This window comes from Aequorivita xiaoshiensis (assembly GCF_022008395.1).
In the GTDB taxonomy this organism is placed as follows: domain Bacteria; phylum Bacteroidota; class Bacteroidia; order Flavobacteriales; family Flavobacteriaceae; genus Aequorivita; species Aequorivita xiaoshiensis.
The window spans coordinates 25,923-44,821 of record NZ_JAIRBB010000003.1 but is presented as its reverse complement, the minus strand read 5'-3'; the positions used below and the strand labels follow the sequence as shown (position 1 = coordinate 44,821).

13 protein-coding genes are annotated in these 18,899 nt (G+C 35.8%); 10 read left to right on the top strand and 3 right to left on the bottom strand.

Annotated elements, in window-relative coordinates; genetic code table 11:
* Positions 1-45: 45 nt before the first annotated feature.
* The 6 genes from K8344_RS05585 to K8344_RS05560 all read left to right on the top strand — a co-directional run bounded on the left by K8344_RS05585 (position 46) and on the right by K8344_RS05560 (position 6,420).
* On the top strand, positions 46-948 hold the full coding sequence (locus K8344_RS05585; protein WP_237607768.1) for a T9SS type A sorting domain-containing protein: 903 nt from the start codon (positions 46-48) through the stop codon (positions 946-948).
* Positions 949-1,153: 205 nt separating this feature from the next.
* Complete coding sequence (aspS, locus tag K8344_RS05580) at positions 1,154-2,908, top strand: aspartate--tRNA ligase (RefSeq protein ID WP_237607767.1); 1,755 nt, start codon at positions 1,154-1,156, stop codon at positions 2,906-2,908.
* Between the two features lie 83 nt (positions 2,909-2,991).
* A complete protein-coding gene (locus tag K8344_RS05575; protein ID WP_237607766.1) occupies positions 2,992-3,537 on the top strand; it encodes a hypothetical protein in 546 nt (181 codons plus the stop codon).
* Complete coding sequence (locus tag K8344_RS05570; protein WP_237607765.1) at positions 3,509-4,381, top strand: tetratricopeptide repeat protein; 873 nt, start codon at positions 3,509-3,511, stop codon at positions 4,379-4,381. The genes K8344_RS05575 and K8344_RS05570 overlap by 29 nt, the downstream gene beginning before the upstream one ends.
* Complete coding sequence (locus tag K8344_RS05565) at positions 4,354-6,150, top strand: chloride channel protein (protein WP_237607764.1); 1,797 nt, start codon at positions 4,354-4,356, stop codon at positions 6,148-6,150. Before K8344_RS05570 ends, K8344_RS05565 begins: the two co-directional genes overlap by 28 nt.
* Positions 6,151-6,171: 21 nt before the next feature.
* On the top strand, positions 6,172-6,420 hold the full coding sequence (locus K8344_RS05560) for a hypothetical protein (protein ID WP_237607763.1): 249 nt from the start codon (positions 6,172-6,174) through the stop codon (positions 6,418-6,420).
* 24 nt (positions 6,421-6,444) lie between these two features.
* Here K8344_RS05560 and K8344_RS05555 read toward each other — a convergent pair whose 3' ends face one another.
* Positions 6,445-6,894 (bottom strand): nucleoside deaminase, encoded by a 450-nt coding sequence (locus tag K8344_RS05555; protein ID WP_237607762.1) that lies wholly within the window; start codon positions 6,892-6,894, stop codon positions 6,445-6,447.
* Between the two features lie 105 nt (positions 6,895-6,999).
* Here K8344_RS05555 and K8344_RS05550 point away from each other — a divergent pair, with 105 nt between their 5' ends.
* Entirely contained in the window at positions 7,000-8,793 is a 1,794-nt protein-coding gene (locus K8344_RS05550) for a 1-deoxy-D-xylulose-5-phosphate synthase (RefSeq protein WP_237607761.1), read from the top strand.
* 53 nt (positions 8,794-8,846) lie between these two features.
* Here the strand turns inward: K8344_RS05550 and K8344_RS05545 are convergent, their stop codons facing one another.
* Both K8344_RS05545 and K8344_RS05540 read right to left on the bottom strand, forming a co-directional pair.
* The gene (locus tag K8344_RS05545; RefSeq protein WP_237607760.1) at positions 8,847-11,462 is read right to left on the bottom strand and encodes a T9SS-dependent M36 family metallopeptidase; all 2,616 of its coding nucleotides are present in this window, start codon (positions 11,460-11,462) and stop codon (positions 8,847-8,849) included.
* Positions 11,463-11,632: 170 nt separating this feature from the next.
* Positions 11,633-12,961, bottom strand: a complete 1,329-nt coding sequence (locus K8344_RS05540; RefSeq protein ID WP_237607935.1) for a deoxyguanosinetriphosphate triphosphohydrolase — start codon at positions 12,959-12,961, stop codon at positions 11,633-11,635.
* Between the two features lie 173 nt (positions 12,962-13,134).
* Here K8344_RS05540 and K8344_RS05535 point away from each other — a divergent pair, with 173 nt between their 5' ends.
* From K8344_RS05535 to K8344_RS05525, 3 genes are all read left to right on the top strand, one after another.
* Positions 13,135-15,960, top strand: coding sequence for a TonB-dependent receptor (locus K8344_RS05535; RefSeq protein ID WP_237607759.1), 2,826 nt, complete (start codon positions 13,135-13,137; stop codon positions 15,958-15,960).
* A 93-nt stretch (positions 15,961-16,053) separates the two neighbouring features.
* Positions 16,054-17,319: a hypothetical protein gene (locus K8344_RS05530; RefSeq protein ID WP_237607758.1), complete on the top strand. Its 1,266-nt coding sequence runs from the start codon at positions 16,054-16,056 to the stop codon at positions 17,317-17,319.
* Between the two features lie 348 nt (positions 17,320-17,667).
* Positions 17,668-18,882 (top strand): OprO/OprP family phosphate-selective porin, encoded by a 1,215-nt coding sequence (locus K8344_RS05525; protein ID WP_237607757.1) that lies wholly within the window; start codon positions 17,668-17,670, stop codon positions 18,880-18,882.
* Positions 18,883-18,899 lie beyond the last annotated feature (17 nt).

Here is an 18,899-nt window from a genome sequence, read left to right as displayed (position 1 = left end):
TTTTTGTATAATTTTAAGAAATTAATTAACTATAGTCCTCAAATTATGAAATTATTTTTCAAAATACACAGAAAAACAGCTACACTATATAAGCAATGTATATGGCTGTTTTTATTGCCATTAGGGCTTTACGCACAAGTAACAAATATACCCGATCCTAATTTTGAACAAGCACTTATTGACTTAGGCATTGATAGCGATGGTATGATAAATGGACAGGTTTTAACTAGCGATATTGAAAATGTAGTAACGCTCGATGTGAATCATCGATTTATAGAAGATTTAACAGGTCTCGAAGATTTTTCAGCTTTAGAATTGTTGGATGTAAGTGGTAATATACTTTATTTACTAGATGTGAGTGAAAACATTCTATTAAAAGAGCTTTATTTTAATAGTCAAAGTCCTGGCTTTTCAATGCTAATGACTTCATTGGACTTTTCCAGTAACGTAAATCTTGAAATTGTTGAAGCGGCGAATGTAATTTTTCTAGAAAATTTGAATTTAAAAAATGGAGCTAATTCAATTTTAACAATAAGCCTGCCCTGCCAATTTGAAGGTGAGCCTTGTGAACTTACAGAATTACAGTGTATTACTGTGGATGATGAGGTGGCTGCAAATAATAATGAATTACCATATTCTCGCTGGTATTTTGCTGCAAATTTTATCTATTCTGAAGACTGCTCTTTAGGAACAAATGATATTAATGAAAAACTATTTTCTATATATCCAAACCCAGTTAATGAAGTTCTGGTTTTAAATGGCACAAAAAACATAGACAAACTTAAAACCCATATTTATTCAACTGAAGGAAAACTTTTAAACACGCAGCATATAGATTTTAATAAGCAAACAACAATTAATGTTTCCAATCTTTCCAGCGGTATTTACTTTTTAAGCATTAAAGATGAAAGAGGAAATACAACTATCAAAAAGTTTGTAAAAGAATAAATAATCCAATGTAACTAACAGCATTTTTCTTAACCTGCAAAGATTTAAAAAACTTTGCAGGTTTTTTTACTGAGTATTTCTATATAATTCGTGTCCCAAGCCTTCGGGAGTGGCAAAACAGCCACAGAAATAATAATCCGCACAAAACCACAACAATTCGCTTTATACTTGTTAAATTTGCCCTGCTAATTTTTTTCAGAATAAGATGTACAGAACGCATAATAACGGCGAACTACACGCCGCAGATATCAATAAAGAAGTAACCCTTTCAGGATGGGTACAAAAAACTCGTGATAAAGGATTTATGGTTTGGGTGGACCTTCGTGACCGCTACGGCATTACCCAACTTATTTTTGATGAAGAACGTACCCCAAAAGACGTAATGGACAGATGTTCAAAACTAGGGCGAGAGTTTGTGATACAAGTAACGGGAACTGTGATTGAACGCGTTTCAAAAAATCCAAATATGCCGACTGGCGATGTGGAAATATTGGTTTCTAAATTAACTATATTAAACGAATCGCTTACGCCTCCATTTACCATTGAAGATGAAACAGATGGTGGTGAGGATTTACGTATGAAATATCGATACCTAGACATTCGTAGAAATCCAGTGCGAGAAAATCTTATTTTCCGTCACAAAGTTGCTATTGAAGTGCGTAACTATTTATCAAACCAAGGTTTTATTGAAGTAGAAACTCCGTATTTAATTAAATCAACTCCTGAAGGAGCGCGCGATTTTGTAGTGCCTTCAAGAATGAATGAAGGACAATTTTATGCCCTTCCACAATCGCCACAAACCTTCAAGCAATTGCTTATGGTAGGTGGTTTGGATAAGTATTTCCAGATAGTAAAATGTTTCCGTGACGAAGATTTACGTGCAGACCGCCAACCAGAATTTACCCAAATAGACTGCGAAATGGCTTTCGTAGAACAAGAAGATATTTTAAATGCTTTTGAAGGTTTAACGAGACACCTTTTAAAAGAAATTAACGGCGTAGAGATTTCTGAATTCCCAAGAATGACATACGACGAAGCAATGGCTAAATACGGAAACGACAAACCAGATATCCGATTTGGGATGGAGTTTGGCGAGTTAAATGAAGTAGCTCAACACAAAGACTTTGGCGTTTTTAACCAAGCTGAATTAGTGGTTGGAATTGCAGTTCCTGGTGGAAATGCGTTTACAAGAAAAGAAATAGATAAATTAATAGACTGGGTTAAACGTCCTCAAGTTGGTGCTTTAGGAATGGTTTATTCGCGTTGTAATGACGACGGAACCTTTAAGTCTTCTGTAGATAAGTTTTTCGATCAAGATGATTTAGCAAAATGGGCAGAAATTACAGGTGCAAAATCGGGCGATTTAGTATGTGTACTTTCTGGTGATAAAAACAAAGTAAGAGCACAACTAAGTGCTTTAAGAATGCATTTAGCTGAGCAGCTTGGTTTAAGAAAGAATGACGAGTTTGCGCCACTTTGGGTAATAGACTTCCCACTTTTAGAATGGGATGAAGAAACGGAGCGTTACCACGCAATGCACCACCCATTCACATCTCCAAAACCTGGACAACTAGAACTTCTGGATACTAATCCTGGAGAAGTAAAAGCAAATGCCTACGACTTAGTTTTAAACGGAAACGAAATTGGCGGTGGCTCTATCCGTATTCACGATAAGAAAACTCAGTCATTGATGTTTGATTATTTAGGATTTACCCCTGAAGAAGCAAAAGCACAGTTCGGCTTTTTAATGGATGCCTTCCAGTACGGTGCACCTCCACACGGTGGATTAGCTTTTGGACTGGATAGACTGGTTTCTATTTTGGGCGGACAAGAAACAATACGCGATTTTATTGCATTCCCTAAAAACAATTCGGGACGCGATGTAATGATAGACGCCCCTGCCCCAATTGATGAAAAGCAATTAGAAGAACTTCATCTTAGGGTTGAATTAAATAAATAAAACACCTTAAACCTAACAGGTCAGAGTGCCTTTTGCATGGCAATGTCTGTTAGGTTTTTTGATTTAGATTATCAATATAATTAATGAAAGCTCTAAAAATCATCACATTTATAGTTCTAGGTCTTTGCATTATAGCACTCTTTGTCTTTTTTGGCGGTTGGTTGTATTACCACAAAAAATTCCCAGTTAACGAGGAGGTCTATCCAAATTATGTGGGGTACATCAATCAAGAAACATCAGCCTTAAATAGAAGTTACAAACTTTGTGACCCTGAAGCAATATATCACGTACATCACGGTGCTTCAGAAGAAGGATATGCTGGTAATAAAAAGCAGTATAGGGATGATATACTGGCGCAATACAAAAACAATAGTTATACAGATTCTGGCTATCTAAACTTTAGATTTTTGGTTAATTGTGAAGGAAAACCAGGATGGTTTGAAACTATTGAAGTAGACACAAATTATCAAAAAACACAATTTTCAGAAGAATTAGTCTCCCAATTACTCGCATTAACAGCTCAAGCAAAACATTGGAATATAATACGTTTTGATGAACAACCCGTAGATTATTATATGTACGTATCGTATAAATTAAAAGATGGAGAAATTACTGAAATATTGCCTTAGCCTACTATTTATTGCAGCTTTGTTTACTTCTTGTGAAAAAGACACTTCACAAATGTCTGATGCTGAAAAGAAGCAATACTCGGTTGAATTATACAAAGAAGCAGTAGGCCTACACGCAGCACAAGGCGATCCAAGGGTGATGACAAAGCTGGAAGCTGCAGTTGCCATGGATCCTAACAATTGTAAAGCGCTACGAGAACTTTCTGTAGCCTATTTAAAGCGGGGATTGATTGATGAATGGAAAATCAAATTCGACAAAGCAGCTAAATGCGATCCAAAAATTTGGGTGCCATGGCGAGGGTATCTTTACCTACAGTTTTATAGAGATTATGAAAAGGCTATTGCAGATTTTGATGCTTCAGATACTTTAACCCCAAACTTCACCGATGCACCACAGGGCCACAGTGTAGATTATTGGCGTGGAATGGCTTATCTAGGTCTAAAAGATTACGAGAATTCAATTAAATATTTAAACCGATATATAGATGATGTAACAGAAAAGAATGGTGAAGATTGGGCTGAGCCTACTGCATTTCTATATAGAGGAATTGCTCATTATGAAAATAACACCCCTGAAGCTGCCCTAATAGACTTTGACAAGATGATTTTCTATAATCAAAACAAGACGGCAGATGGAAGTTATTATAAAGCTTTAATTTTATTTGAACAAAATAAATGTGAAGACGCTAAGAAAGAATTAGATATGGCCTTGGATAATTTTAAAAATGGTTATTTTAACAAACACGTTTACACCGAAGCTTTAAAACAGATCTATATTCAGGACTTAAATAATTTAGAAAACGCGATTAGCAACCAATGCCCGCACAAAAAAGAAGCATATTAGCACGCCTGCTTATCTGGCGAATTAAGAATATATCAAATCAGCGATTTGTATATATCTTAAGTATAATTGTAGGTTTCTTATCAGGCGTTGTAGCTGTAATTATCAAAAACGGCACTCACTTTATTCAGCTTTTATTAGAAGGAAAATTAATTGCAGACTACTATTCTGCTTTTTATTTTATCTTCCCACTTATTGGACTCGGAATTACTTATTTAGTTATTAAGTACTTAATCCGAAATAAAGTAAGCCACGGCATCCCCTCTACCCTTTTTGCTATTTCTAAAGAAAAGGGGTTGATGAGGCGTTTTCAAATGTTTGGAAGCATGATTGCCGCCCCAATTACAGTAGGTTTTGGTGGATCCGTAGGACTTGAGGGGCCTACTGTTGCTACAGGTGCTGCAATAAGTTCGAATCTTTCACGCGTATTACACGTAGACCAAGCCACCCGTACGTTATTAATAGGATGTGCTGCTGCAGGGGCTATGTCGTCTATGTTTAAGGCTCCAATCGCTGCTATTATTTTTGCGATTGAAGTATTTAGTTTGGACCTCACTTTGGTTTCAATGGTTCCTTTGCTGTTAGCTTCGGTTTCAGCAATATTAACTTCTTATTTTTTCTTCGGCAATGATGTGCTTTTACCTTTTAAAGAAACCGACACTTTTAATATTAGTAATATTCCTTTCTATATAATTCTTGCAGTAATAGCTTCATTAGTTTCAATATACTTTGCAAAAACCTATGCATTCTTTCAAGATTTGTTCGAGAAGATAAAATCGCCAATTAAAAGACTTTTTATAGGTGGTTTAAGTATTGGTGTACTTATATATTTTATTCCACCCCTTTATGGAGAAGGTTTTGACATTATAAACGATATAGTAAAAGGAAGGCCAGAATTAGCTTTACAGAATAATATATTCAATTTAGACCTAAATAGTGTGTGGATGGTGATTGCATTATTATCTGGATTAGTCTTTTTTAAAATTATAGCAAGTGCTTTGACATTTGGCGCAGGAGGTGTAGGAGGTATTTTTGCACCAGTACTTTTTATGGGAAGTATAATGGGGAATGTTGTAGCCAAAATAATAAATAATTGTGGATTGTTTCCAAATGGAGTTTCGGAAAGTAATTTTACTTTAGTGGGCATGACGGGGTTGATGGCTGGAGTACTATATGCGCCATTAACTGCAATTTTCTTGATTGCAGAAGTAACAGGTGGTTATGAGCTTTTTATACCATTGATGATTGTAGCTACCATATCATTCTCTATGACAAAGTACTTTATTCCTCATTCGGTTTATGCTATGGAATTAGGGAAAAAAGGAGATTTAATTACCCACAATAAAGATCACGCAGTACTCACATTAATGGATATAAAAACGGTGATAGAACGCGATTTCATAAGTGTTAATCCGCAAATGAATTTAGGTGAAATAGTAAACCAAGCGGTTGTGAAATCTAAAAGAAATATTTATCCTGTTTTAAACAAAGAAACAAAGGCTTTGGAAGGAATTATACTTTTAGACGACTTAAGACCTGTGATGTTTAATCAGAGTTTATACGAAGAAATGAAAGCTAGCGAGTTAATGCATCATCCACCTGAAGTGATTAATCTCAATGAAGATAAAATGACTGAAGTAATGAAAAAATTTCAAGATACCGGGGCGTGGAATCTCCCAGTAATCAGAAATGGCGAATATTACGGATTTATATCAAAGTCTAAGTTACTCACAGCCTACAGAAAAAAATTAATTGATTTTTCTAGAAATTAATACAGTAAAGAATAAGTATTTATGAAGTACATTTTAATAATTTTATTACTTGCCGTTTTTTTAGGACTAGGAAGCGGATTTTATATAAAACCGGAAGATGAAGCTACTGGCAACTTACTAATTGGTTTAAGTATTTCGGCTGGCTTTTTTATTTTGATGCCTCTGTTTATATACCATCGATGGAAGGATAAAAATGTAAAAGACTATATGCTAACCAAGGAGAATATCCTTAAAATGCAAGAGTATCAAAACTCAAAAGATAAAAAGTAATTTTTTTTTAGGCTTAGTACAAATCTAATTCAGATTTCTTTTTTCTATGAAAAAACGCTTCAATAATGTAGAAGCTTCTTTTTCCATAACCCCTCCTGTCATTACAGTTTTCGGATGAAGTTTTGTGTTTAATGAAATACAACCTCTAGCTTCATCTCTCGCACCGTAAACTATTTTTGAAATCTGACTCCAGAACAAAGCTCCCGCACACATTTGGCATGGCTCTATTGTTACGTACAATGTACAATCGATAAGGTATTTTCCGCCTAAATAATTGGCAGCAGAAGTAATGGCCTGCATTTCGGCGTGAGCAGTAACATCGTTTAGTGTTTCTGTTAGATTGTGCGCTCGAGCTATTATTTGATTGTTAATTACCACTACAGCTCCAATTGGAATCTCACCTTTTTGATAAGCTTCTTCTGCCTCTTGATAGGCGCGTTTCATGAAATAGGTATCGTCGTAAGGATTGATCATTTTAATAAATTGTATTCTAAATTCAGTTTAAAATTACGATTAATTGAATTAGCATTTACTTAATTGACAAATTAACGAATTCTCCAATTAACAAATTCCCAATAAATGTATCTTTACCACGTGTTAGTAAACATTCTAAATAATATTAAATCTCCAGAGGACTTACGTACGTTGCCTCAGGAAAATTTGCCACAACTGGCACAGGAACTTCGTGAGTTTATAATAAATATTGTTGCCACTAAAGAAGGCCACCTGGGTGCTAGTTTAGGCGTAGTAGAACTTACAATAGCCTTACATTACGTGTTTAATACACCCGAAGATATTTTAGTTTGGGATGTGGGTCATCAAGCGTATGGCCATAAAATATTGACGGGTAGAAAAGAAATTTTCCACACCAATAGGCAGCTTAATGGTATTAGTGGTTTTCCAAAACGCGATGAAAGTGAATACGACACTTTTGGAGTGGGCCACAGCAGTACTGCAATTTCAGCAGCATTAGGAATGGCGATTGCTTCAAAACTAAAAGGTGAAGCAAACAAACAACATATAGCGGTGGTAGGAGATGCCTCCATAGCTAGCGGAATGGCTTTTGAAGCGCTAAATCATGCTGGAGTTACAGACACTAACCTATTGGTGATTTTAAACGATAATGCCATTGGAATCGACCCTAGCGTAGGTGCCTTAAAAGAGTATTTCACCAAAGTAAAATTAAACGGAGCAAAAGAATCTGATAACATATTCGAAGCTTTAAACTTTAATTATTCCGGCCCTGTAGACGGTCATAATTTAGATCTTGTAATCTCAGAATTGGAGCGATTAAATAATATTCCTGGTCCAAAACTTCTTCATTTAATCACCAAAAAAGGAAAAGGATTACGTCAAGCAGAGGAAAACCAAGTGGTATATCATGCTCCAGGGAAATTTGATGCCTTAACAGGAAATCTTGCACCTAGAAGCAACGAAATTTTACCACCTAAGTTTCAGGATGTCTTCGGGAAAACGTTAGTAGAAATAGCAACTACAAATAACAAAATAGTTGGAATCACGCCAGCAATGCCTACTGGAAGCTCTTTAAAGTTTATGATGGACGCTTTTCCCGATAGAGCTTTTGATGTTGGGATTGCAGAGCAACACGCTGTAACTTTTGCCGCTGGATTGGCGACTCAAGGTTTTACTGTATTTTGTAATATTTATTCAACCTTTCTTCAAAGGGCATACGATCAAGTGATACACGATGTATGCTTACAAAAGATTCCTGTAATTTTCTGTTTAGATAGAGCTGGAATAGTAGGTGAAGATGGAGCAACCCACCATGGAATTTTCGATTTAGCATACTTAAACTGTATTCCAAACCTCATCATTTTTGCACCGCGAAATGCGATTGAACTTCGCAATATTATGTTTACCGCTCAGCAAGGACTACCGTTACCAATCTTTATTCGTTATCCTCGAGGTAGGGGAAATATTATCGATTGGAAACAACCTTTCCAAGCTATCGAGATTGGAAAAGCAAATGTTTTAAAGAAAGGTTTAGATATAGCGGTTATAACAATCGGCACTATCGTTAACAATGCATTACAAGCTATTGAAATGCTTAATCCTTCAGGTAAAGAAAAAATAAGTGTCGTAGATATCAGATTTCTAAAACCTTTAGACGAGGCATTACTTCATAATATATTCCAAAATCACCATACTATTATTACTATTGAAGATGGAACTACTATTGGCGGTTTAGGATCTACCATTGCCACTTTTGCTGCTTCGATGGGCTATAGTAACAAAATTGAAATTTTAGGCATTCAAGATTCATTCCTAGAACACGGAACCACTTCAGAATTACAAGATATTGCCGGAATATCCCCAGAAAAAATTAAGCTTACACTTCAACGATATATATAAAAAAAGAGGCTCTTTCGAGCCTCTTTTAAATTTTGAACTGATAATTTCTTTTCTTATTTAATTATCAGTTTTGAAGTTTGAGTTTTATCACCCCCTTCTACTGTAATCATATACATACCAGTAGACAATTCACTAGCGTCAATTAAAGCAGTATGGTGTAATTCAACTTGTTTGTTGAATACTAATCTTCCATTAATATCATAGATTGAAACTTTAGTATTACCAAGGTCGAATCTAGATTTAATGTTAATATGTCCGTTAGATGGGTTAGGGTAAATAATGAAATTATTTTCAATTTCATTGTTTGCTGTTCCAAGAGGACAATCTGCAGGTACGTCAAAAGCTTCAGTACCATCTTGCTTACTTGCAACACTTCCTTGATTTGCACTAAACCCTAATCCTCTACGAGCAAAAACATTCCAAATTAAACATTTGTTAGCTCCACCGTTTATAATTTCGTCTGCCTCAAGGATAGCATCTCTACCATCAATAAATCCTGGACTACATCTTTGTAGTTTTAAACCATCCATAACTAGCTGTAAAGCCATATTATTTCCTCCAGTACCATGGTAAATATCTTCATCAAAACCGTACTCATCTATAAATGCCCAAGTTAAATCCCAAAGCATTGTTGCCCAAACCGATCCTACTCCGTGAGGTGCAACTTGAGATTTAATACTGTTATAAGTAAAGTTATTAATTGACATGTCGGTAGTATAAGGCTTAGTTCTAATTCCGCCACCTGCTCTACTTTGTCCACTAATATAAGTTCCCATTCCTCTTACATCTTCACCAGATTCACCAGGTAACATAGTTAGCATAAGTGCAAAATAATCACTCCAACCTTCACCCATTTGCTCTTCGTTTTGTAAACATCCTGCAGCAGCTGGACCTCCAGTTAATCTGTTTGAAATTCCATGTCCGTATTCATGAGCTACAATACTATTATCTAAATCTCCATCTCGTTGGTTAAAATCTGTTCCAGACCCGTCATCAACTAAAGTAGTATTAATGGTTTCACCATTTAATAATGCATCGATAATGGCATCCCCATCGTTTTTGAAAATCATGATTGAAGGAATTCCAATTCCTGCTCCCGAACCACCCATTCTTATTGGGTCACCTGGTACATTATTTACCATTACAACAGCTACAGCTCCTGCATCTTCTGCAGCTTGTACTTTTTGTGCGAAACCACACTCTCCTCTTCTAACGACAACAATTTTACCGCTAAGCTCAGAAGCATTTGTTACGTTATCACAACCGTCGTGAGGATCTGTAGAGTTTCCAGAGTTATCGTCTTCAATTAATGCCAAATTAGCCGTAATTGGCGTTGTAGGAAGTGGAGTTCCACCACCGGTAAAAGCTGATTTATGCGCGTAATAATCACCTGCTAATGCCCCATTGTTTACAGTCATAAAAGTACCTAACACATTTTGAGGTGCAGACCATAGGTACATTTGCATCCTTCCTGAATATCCGTCTGGTGGAGTCATAAAGTTTGCGTTGTTAAAACCACCACCATCTTGAGCCTCTGCTACAACGTGGTCACCTTCTGCACCTCCATTACCATAGTTATTTGCTTGAAAGTTTCCACTTTCTTCATCAAAACCATATTGGTAAAACACATCGTGCATGATGTTGTTCATATAAAATAGGTTTGTGATAGCTCCTTCAGTATAATTTGATGGATTTTGCGGTAAGTCGAATGGAAAATCAAACTGTAGGGTTGCTCCTCCTTCAGCTTGCATACCTGCACCATTATTTCCTGCAATATCTTCTTTAGCCAATACGTTGTTTCCACGAGTAGTAGTGTATTCAGCACCTGCAACACCGTCTGTATCGTGCCATCCATATGGTGAAGCTACCACGTTTGAAGGGTCAGAAAGTAAAACATCGTCACCATCATTAGGCGCGCCAAATGGAATTGGGAATACTCTATATGCCGCTCCATTTACAACCGGCTGATGAAAGTCTGCTGACGATTTTTTAGAAAATAAAACACTCTCAGTTGACTCCATGGTATGTGAGTGAGGCTGAGCGTCAAAATTGCAACTAGCAACCCAGTCATTTATTTCCAACAGTTTTCCTGTTAAGGCATCAATACGTACACTATAGTAGTTTTGGGCATCTTTTTTATAAATACTAACATCCCAAGCCAAACGCAAAGTTTGGTTGTCGTCTAATCCTTGATAAACAAGTGTTACAGGAATGTTGTTTATTGAAATATTTCCATCAGAAAAAACATAAGAATTATTTCCCACTGTCTCAATAAGATTTAAACCTACAGGAGCTGGAAGTTCCAATTCTGATGCAGCATTCGAAATTGCCGCTAGAGCAGAAATAGAAGGCTGAGTAGTGTTCGCTTTAAGTGCGATATTGTTTGCAAATGCCAATTGAGCCGAGATTACTGATCCTTCTCTTAATACAAACGAAGAAATAGCATTGTGAATTTTAATTCCGCGGTAACGCTGTTCTACATAAACATTATCTGCTTGTAAGCTTTTCGAGTGGCTTTGTGATGTAATATTTATGTCTGAATAATCTTGTTGTTCAAGATTTAAGTTCGATCTATTTTGCTGAAGATAAGACTTGATAGAATTAGTGTAATCTTGCGCAAAGCTTAGATTAAAGGTTAATAAAATGAGTGAGTAAAGAATTTTTTTCATGAAAATTTGATTTAATATTATAAGAGTTTGCCGAGATTAGTGTTCCAATTCTACAAACAATTGTGAACCTAAAAGAGCAATGTAGCGGCTAAATTTAACATTAATTAAGGTATTTATTAACACAACAATACATTTTAACATTTACAGTGTCAATGGAATACCCTTAACATTTAAAGATTACCGTTTAGCTTTTGAAAAATTTGAAGTGCATTGCCATCTGGCATTCTTGAAATATGGTTGCAACTTTCCATTAAATACTCATATACACTCTTAGAATTTATCTTATCAAGAGCAGCCAACTTTAATAACACCTTGTCTTTTTGACGTGCTTGACCATTATAGGTGTTTTCAAAAGCAGTTGTATAAGCATCTAGTAAAGTAGTAAGAATAGTATACCCTGCAATTTCTTTTTCCATCACCTCATTACTTTGGTAAATTCTGTTTACGCTCACATCGATTATATCGGCGATTTGAGCTTTGTATTGACTTTTGTCCAATAGTGAGACAAAGAATGTACCTTTAAGTATTTCCTCTTCATTTTCAAGAAAGATAGAGGCGGCTTCTGCAATTAAAGTATTAATTGCAAGCGAACGCAAATAGGCTAATCTATCTGAGGAAGTTGAAAGTTTATAGTACACATCACTTTTGAGATTGTTTCTAACTAAATTTATAAGATACTCTAGCGCCACTTCTTCTTCAATCAACCCAAGATTTATCCCATCTTCGAAATCGATGATTGTATAGCAAATATCATCGGCAGCTTCTACTAAATACGCTAAAGGATGACGTGCATACCCCTCGCCTTCTCTTTTTAACAAACCAAGGTCTGAGACTACTTCATCAAAAAATTCAACATCACTTTGAAATACACCAAATTTTTTATCTGCCACGTGTGATGTAGGTTTCTTAGGAAGGGATTGTTTAGGGTATTTCATAAAAGCTCCCAAACTTGCATAGGTTAAACGCAATCCACCAGAAACTCCATTTTTAGATTCTGTCAAAATTTTGAAGCCGTTTGCGTTTCCTTCAAAATCAACTAAATCCTGATACTCTTTATCAGTAAGTTTGTCTTTAAAACGCTTCCCATTCCCATTTAAGAAATAATCCCCAATGGCTTTTTCCCCACTGTGACCAAAAGGAGGGTTTCCTATATCGTGTGCCAAAGCAGCAGCGGCTACTATTGCTCCAAAATCGTTTGCTTGGTAACCGTGTACACTTTCAAGATGTGGGTGTTTTTTTAAAATCTGTTTTCCAACGGTCCTTCCTAATGAACGTCCAACAACAGAAACTTCTAAACTATGTGTAAGACGAGTATGAACAAAAGAAGTTTTAGATAACGGGATAACTTGAGTTTTGTCTTGAAGACTTCTGAAAGCAGAAGAAAAAATTATTCGGTCGAAATCAACTTCAAAACCTATACGAGTTTCGTTTTCTTCAATCCTAAGTCGTTTGTTTTTATCGCCTTGCTTTCTAAGTGAGAGCAACTGTTCCCATTGCATCATAAGTAGTAATATTTTGAAGGCAAGATACTATTTTCAAAAGGGAAGTCAATATTATTTTTTGAATCGCTCTTAACATTAAGCTAACACATTGGTTACTTATTGATAATTCATAATTAACGTTGACTTTACAAGGTAGAGGTTTCTTTGCACCAATAAATCAAACGGCAAAAATGAAAACACTATTTAAAACTTTATTCTTACTAATTACGTCAATTACATTCGCTCAAAGCGGATCTATTGTTGGTCAACTCACCGACACCGATTACAATAACGAACCTCTTCCTTTTGCAAATGTATTTTTAAAGGGAACTTCAATTGGAGTAACATCTGATATAGACGGGTTATATTCTTTAGAAAATATTGAACCGGGTACTTATACCGTTGTTTATAGCTATGTAGGTTATAAAACTGTCGAAATCCCCAATGTAAATGTTACTGCTAATAAAGTAACTAATATTAATGTGCCGATGGGTGCAAGTGCCGCCGCACTAGATGAAGTTGTTATTAAAACTACAACTCGCCGAGAAAGTGCAGTTGCATTACTACTAGAACAAAAGAAAGCTGTAGGAATTTCACAAGCTATTGGTGCCGAAGATCTTTCTAGGAAAGGGGTAAGCGATGCGGAGGGCGCCGTAACTAAGGTAACTGGAGTGAAAAAACAAGCCGGTACCAAAAACGTTTTTGTTCGCGGTTTAGGTGATCGTTACAATTCAACATCCTTAAATGGTTTACCGCTACCTTCCGAAGATCCTGAATATAAAAACATTTCTTTAGACTTTTTCGGCTCAGATATAATTGAGAGCGTTGGAATTAACAAAACTTTCTCTGTGCCACTTTACGGTGATGTTGCGGGTGCTAACATTAACATAGTAAGCAAAGAACTTACGGGTCCTGGTAGTTTAAAATTTTCAATTTCACCAGGGATAAACTCTCGCGCAATCGGAAAAGATTTCTTAACAATGGATAACGCTAAATATGTTGGTAACATTCACAATACCAATGTTCCAATTACCAATTTAAAAAATCATTCTTTCGACAATAATTTTAAACCAGAAACTCAGAACGCGCAGCTAAACAGCAGCTATTCACTTTCTGGTGGAAAACGATTTGAACTTGGAGAAAATCAATTAAGTTTTTTCGTTATTGGAAGTTTCGATAACAATTATGAATATCGCGAAGGTGCTTCAGACAGAATAAATGCAGCAGGTGGTTTTAATCAGCAGTTTGATAAAACTGAATACAATTATAATGTGTCAAAACTTGCAATGGCAAATGTAAAATTTCGTTTTGAAGAAGGAGATTACATTGCTTTAAACAGTATGTTTATCAAGAGTAATACTCAAAGCATTTCAGACTATTACGGTTTAAAATCAGGATTAACTGAAAACGATGAACCTGGAAATCCAGTTCGTGCTTTTATTAGAAGACAACAGGAGGAAGAAAACAATCTCTTTGTAAGCCAGCTTTTAACTTCGCTTACACTTTCAGAGAAATTAAGTTTAGATGCAGGTGCTTCCTTTAATACTATCCGCGGATACGAGCCAGACAGAAGAACAAATACGTATGTAATTGATGTAAATAGCGACGTGGCAAAAGCTGCTTCTGGAAGTGCATTAAACAATCGTTTCTACTCGAATCTAGAAGAAGATGATTTGGCAGGAAAACTCTATTTAAACTATGCTTTAAATGGAGAAAACGAATATAGTAATAATAGTAAAATTCGCTTAGGGTACAATTATAGAAACACCGATCGCTCTTTCAATTACACTCAGATAAACTATATTTTAGACAGTCCTACTGTAGTGGATATAGATAATCCAGACGCATCATTATTTAACCAACAGTCTCTAAACGATGGAATTTTCAGACTTACCACCAATCGCGGGGATGGTCGTGACGGTAATGATCCATTCATTCCATTTTCGTATGACGGTAAGCGAACTATTCACGCTGGTTTAGGAGAAATTAGTTATGACTTTTCAGAAAAATTTTCTGCAAATATTGGGATGCGTTATGAAAAAGTAAAGCAAGAAGTGTTTTTCGATACTAACCTTGCCACTACAAACGATCCAAATACCGATCCTTCACTAATTGATGAAAACTTTTTCCTTCCAAGTTTCAATTTCAAATACAACTTTAATGAAAACAGCATATTGCGCTTGGCGGGAAGCAAAACATACACCTTACCACAATTTAAAGAAGTAGCTCCGTTTTTGTATGAAAATGTAAGTTTCAACAGCTTTGGAAACCCGCATCTATTAACTGCAGATAACTACAATCTAGATTTAAAATACGAGTATTATTTCAGTAGAAGTGAAATAATAGCGGTAACAGGTTTTTACAAAAACATTCAAAATGCTATTAACCGAATTGAAGTTAATTCGGCTGCCGGAGAACTTTCCTATGTAAATACTGGTGATGCAAATATTGCAGGAGTAGAACTTGAATTAAGAAAGGACATCTTAAATATTACTGATAACTCAGACTACGAAAAGAAATTAACTTTCGGGTTAAACGCTTCATACTTGTATTCAAATCAAAAACTTGAGGATGTTCCAACAGACAATCTAACTGTGAGATTTACAAATAAAGAGGACGAATTAGAGGGTTCTTCTCCATTCATCTTAGGAACCGACTTAACGTTTAATCTAAATAAAAACAATAGTGGAATTACAAGTTCAGTTGTTTTCAACTACAACAGTAAAAGTATTTACTCTCTAGGAACTGGTGGTGACGATGCAAATCCTGGTTCTGGAAAAAGCAATATTATGCTTGCTGCTGTCCCTACTTTAGATTTCATCAACAAAATTGCCATTAATAAAAACTTAGGAATCAAGCTTAACATTAAAAACATATTGGATCCCGAGTATAAATTAACACAAGCGGTAAACAATATTGGTGTTGCTAATCCTGCATTACCTAATGGCCAAGAGATTCCGGTTGAAAGTTATAAAAGAGGAGTTTCTTTTAGCGCCGGCGTTTCGTATTCATTCTAAAAAACTATTAACCCAAACTTAATATTAACCTAAACCATAGGAAACACTACAACGGTTTCTTTGCATCAAACTTAAAAATCAAAAATGAAAACAATGAAAAAATTACTTTTATCAACCTTTGTATTAGCAGCCCTATCAATTAGTAGCTGTAGTAAAGATGATAGTAGCGATCCAGTTGCTGTTACCTGTAATGACGGAATTCAAAATGGAGATGAAACTGGAGTAGACTGCGGAGGTTCTTGCGAGCCATGTGCTGTGGAAGGTCAAAAAGACGGAATTATAAACTCTCAAGACGATCCAGATTTAGATGCGTCAGATCTTAAAGGAAATGTTACTGCAGATGTTCGCCTTACAAATGATACTGTTTGGATTTTAAGTGGTCCATTAAGCGTAAAAGAAGGGGCAACTTTAAGCATAGACGCTGGAACAACAATTAAAGCTGTAGCCGGAGGAACTAACGTTTATGTGGTAATTGAGCAAGGTGCAAAAATTAACGCAGTAGGGACTGCAGATGCGCCAATTAGATTTACTTCAAATGCAGCTAACCCTCGTTCTGGTGACTGGGGAGGAATCATTATAATTGGGAAGGCACCACTTAGTGGGGGTGGAACTGCTACAACTGAAGTTGTTGACCTTACTTACGGTGGCACAGTTGAAAACGACAACTCTGGAGTAATGAAATATGTTGAAGCATCGTATACTGGTGCTAGAATAAACGGTGATAAAGAATTTAACGGTATTACTTTCTACGGTGTTGGAAATGAAACGGTAATTGAAAACTTAGCAGTTTTTTACTGTGATGACGATGCCTACGAGTGGTTTGGCGGAACTGTAAATGTGAAAAACCTAATCGCAGTAAACATTAAGGACGATATGTTCGACTGGACTCAAGGTTGGACTGGAACGGCAAAAAATCTTTATGGATTACGTGAATCTCACTTTACAGCAATTACTGAGGATCCTCGAGGATTAGAAGGCGATGGTAACCTAGATGGTAACTCTCCTGGTGATACTGGACAGTCTAACCCTACAATTGATGGATTAGTTTTAATAAACGGGTCTATCATTGAAATGGCAGACATGATTAAAGTACGACGTGGAAGCGGACTTACACTAACTAATGCTTATGTAGCCTTTGCAAATGAAGATGCTAAAGCTTCAGACTTTATCGACTTACAAGATGGTAAGGGTAATGCAAATGGCTCACTAGTAAATATATCAATTGTTGGAAATTCTTCAACAGGACTTGATATTTCAGACGTAAAATCAACAGAAAATGCTGTAATTGAAGTGACAGACGGGACTACTCCAACTGTAAGTAGAGACCTTTTCAATTGGACTGCATACGATTTTGAATAAGTACTTGAATTAGCAAAATCCAAAGCCCAGTTTCAGTTGAAAACTGGGCTTTCTTTTTTTCTAAGAATTTACGAATAACATAAAACCAAAAAATAATAATTATCTCAATTTAACCATTTGGTAATATTATGTTTACCACAAATAAACATTGAGTTTGTTTCTTTGGTTCAGCTTTAAGAGCAAATTTAAAATCGTTTTAGTTTTTGTCGACTAGATTTTAAACCGGGCTTCACCTTATCGTGAAGCCCTTTTTTGCTTGGTATTAGTTATTTAATTCTCATCCTTAACATTCAGGTAACATTAAATTCGGTTCTTTACAGCGACAAAAACTAAAAAACTGATTTTTTAATGCCACACAAGCGCTTGTTAATTAGCATCTTGATACTTTTCTGTTCAGTTGTGTCTGCTCAAGAAGATTCAGGAAATCCATTTACTTTTAAATGGAAAAACGGCTTTAAACTCACCAGCCAAGACAATCAAATTGCCTTAAAATTTGGTGGTCGAATAATGGTCGACCACGCTTATTTGTTTCAGAACGACGAACTAAATGATAGTTTTGGACCATTAATCTCAAAAAGTGGAACTGAAATTCGTCGTGCTAGACTTTATTTTTCAGGAGATATTTATAAGAACACCTTTTTTAAGTTTCAAGTAGGTTTTGCTGGAGATCATGTATCGTTAAAAGATGTTTACATCGGATTCAAAAACATTCCAATTGTAGGAAAAGTAACTGTCGGACATTTTAAAGAACCTTTTCGACTTTCTGCAATAAACAGTAGTAAATACACAACATTTTTAGAGCCTGCTCAGAATATAGATTTTGCACAAGTTCGCAACAACGGTATTCTTCTATCCAACAATTTTTTAAACCGACGTTTATCTGCACAATTTGGCGTTTTTAGAAATGCCGACAATAACAGCAAAGATATTCTGGCAGATGACGGTTATGTAATTGGGGGAAGAGTTACTGGATTGGTAATTAATGAAGAAGAGAAAAACCACCTTTTGCATTTAGGAGCGGCTTATAGCTATAGAAACCCTGAAAGTAAGGAATATAGTGTTGCTGCAAGACCAGGGGTACACCTAGCTCCTAAATACCTCGCTACAGGTTCTATTGAAAACTTAGATTATGTGGGACTTACAAATTTTGAATCCGCATATTTATATGGAGCTTTTTCATTCCAAGGAGAGTACTTATCAGCGTCGGTAAACACCTACTCCAACACCTATAAATTTTCAAATTATTACGGAGAATTCAGTTATTTTTTAACAGGAGAAAGCAAGAAATTCAAAGGGTCTTATTCCGGTTTTGACGGGGTAACACCTAATAAAAATTTCGGTGGAAATGGCAAAGGCACAGGAGCTTGGGAAGTAGCATTACGATATTCCGAAACAGATTTAACCGATAAATCAGTTCTTGGTGGAAATCAAAAAGATATCGCCTTAGCACTTAATTGGTATCCAAATCCAGTTACGCGATTGATGCTAAATTATGTTTGGGCGGATGTTGAAGGTAAAGGCCAAGGAAATTATTTACAGGGAAGATTACAAATTGAATTTTAAATTGCATAGTTAACAAT

Coding starts and splice junctions, on each gene's coding strand:
- K8344_RS05550 (WP_237607761.1), top strand. CDS start 7,000: ATGTATCTTTACCACGTGTTAGTAAACATTCTAAATAATATTAAATCT.
- K8344_RS05525 (WP_237607757.1), top strand. CDS start 17,668: ATGCCACACAAGCGCTTGTTAATTAGCATCTTGATACTTTTCTGTTCA.
- K8344_RS05585 (WP_237607768.1), top strand. CDS start 46: ATGAAATTATTTTTCAAAATACACAGAAAAACAGCTACACTATATAAG.
- K8344_RS05535 (WP_237607759.1), top strand. CDS start 13,135: ATGAAAACACTATTTAAAACTTTATTCTTACTAATTACGTCAATTACA.
- K8344_RS05570 (WP_237607765.1), top strand. CDS start 3,509: ATGGAGAAATTACTGAAATATTGCCTTAGCCTACTATTTATTGCAGCT.
- K8344_RS05560 (WP_237607763.1), top strand. CDS start 6,172: ATGAAGTACATTTTAATAATTTTATTACTTGCCGTTTTTTTAGGACTA.
- K8344_RS05575 (WP_237607766.1), top strand. CDS start 2,992: ATGAAAGCTCTAAAAATCATCACATTTATAGTTCTAGGTCTTTGCATT.
- aspS (WP_237607767.1), top strand. CDS start 1,154: ATGTACAGAACGCATAATAACGGCGAACTACACGCCGCAGATATCAAT.
- K8344_RS05555 (WP_237607762.1), bottom strand. CDS start 6,894: ATGATCAATCCTTACGACGATACCTATTTCATGAAACGCGCCTATCAA.
- K8344_RS05545 (WP_237607760.1), bottom strand. CDS start 11,462: ATGAAAAAAATTCTTTACTCACTCATTTTATTAACCTTTAATCTAAGC.
- K8344_RS05540 (WP_237607935.1), bottom strand. CDS start 12,961: ATGCAATGGGAACAGTTGCTCTCACTTAGAAAGCAAGGCGATAAAAAC.
- K8344_RS05530 (WP_237607758.1), top strand. CDS start 16,054: ATGAAAAAATTACTTTTATCAACCTTTGTATTAGCAGCCCTATCAATT.
- K8344_RS05565 (WP_237607764.1), top strand. CDS start 4,354: ATGCCCGCACAAAAAAGAAGCATATTAGCACGCCTGCTTATCTGGCGA.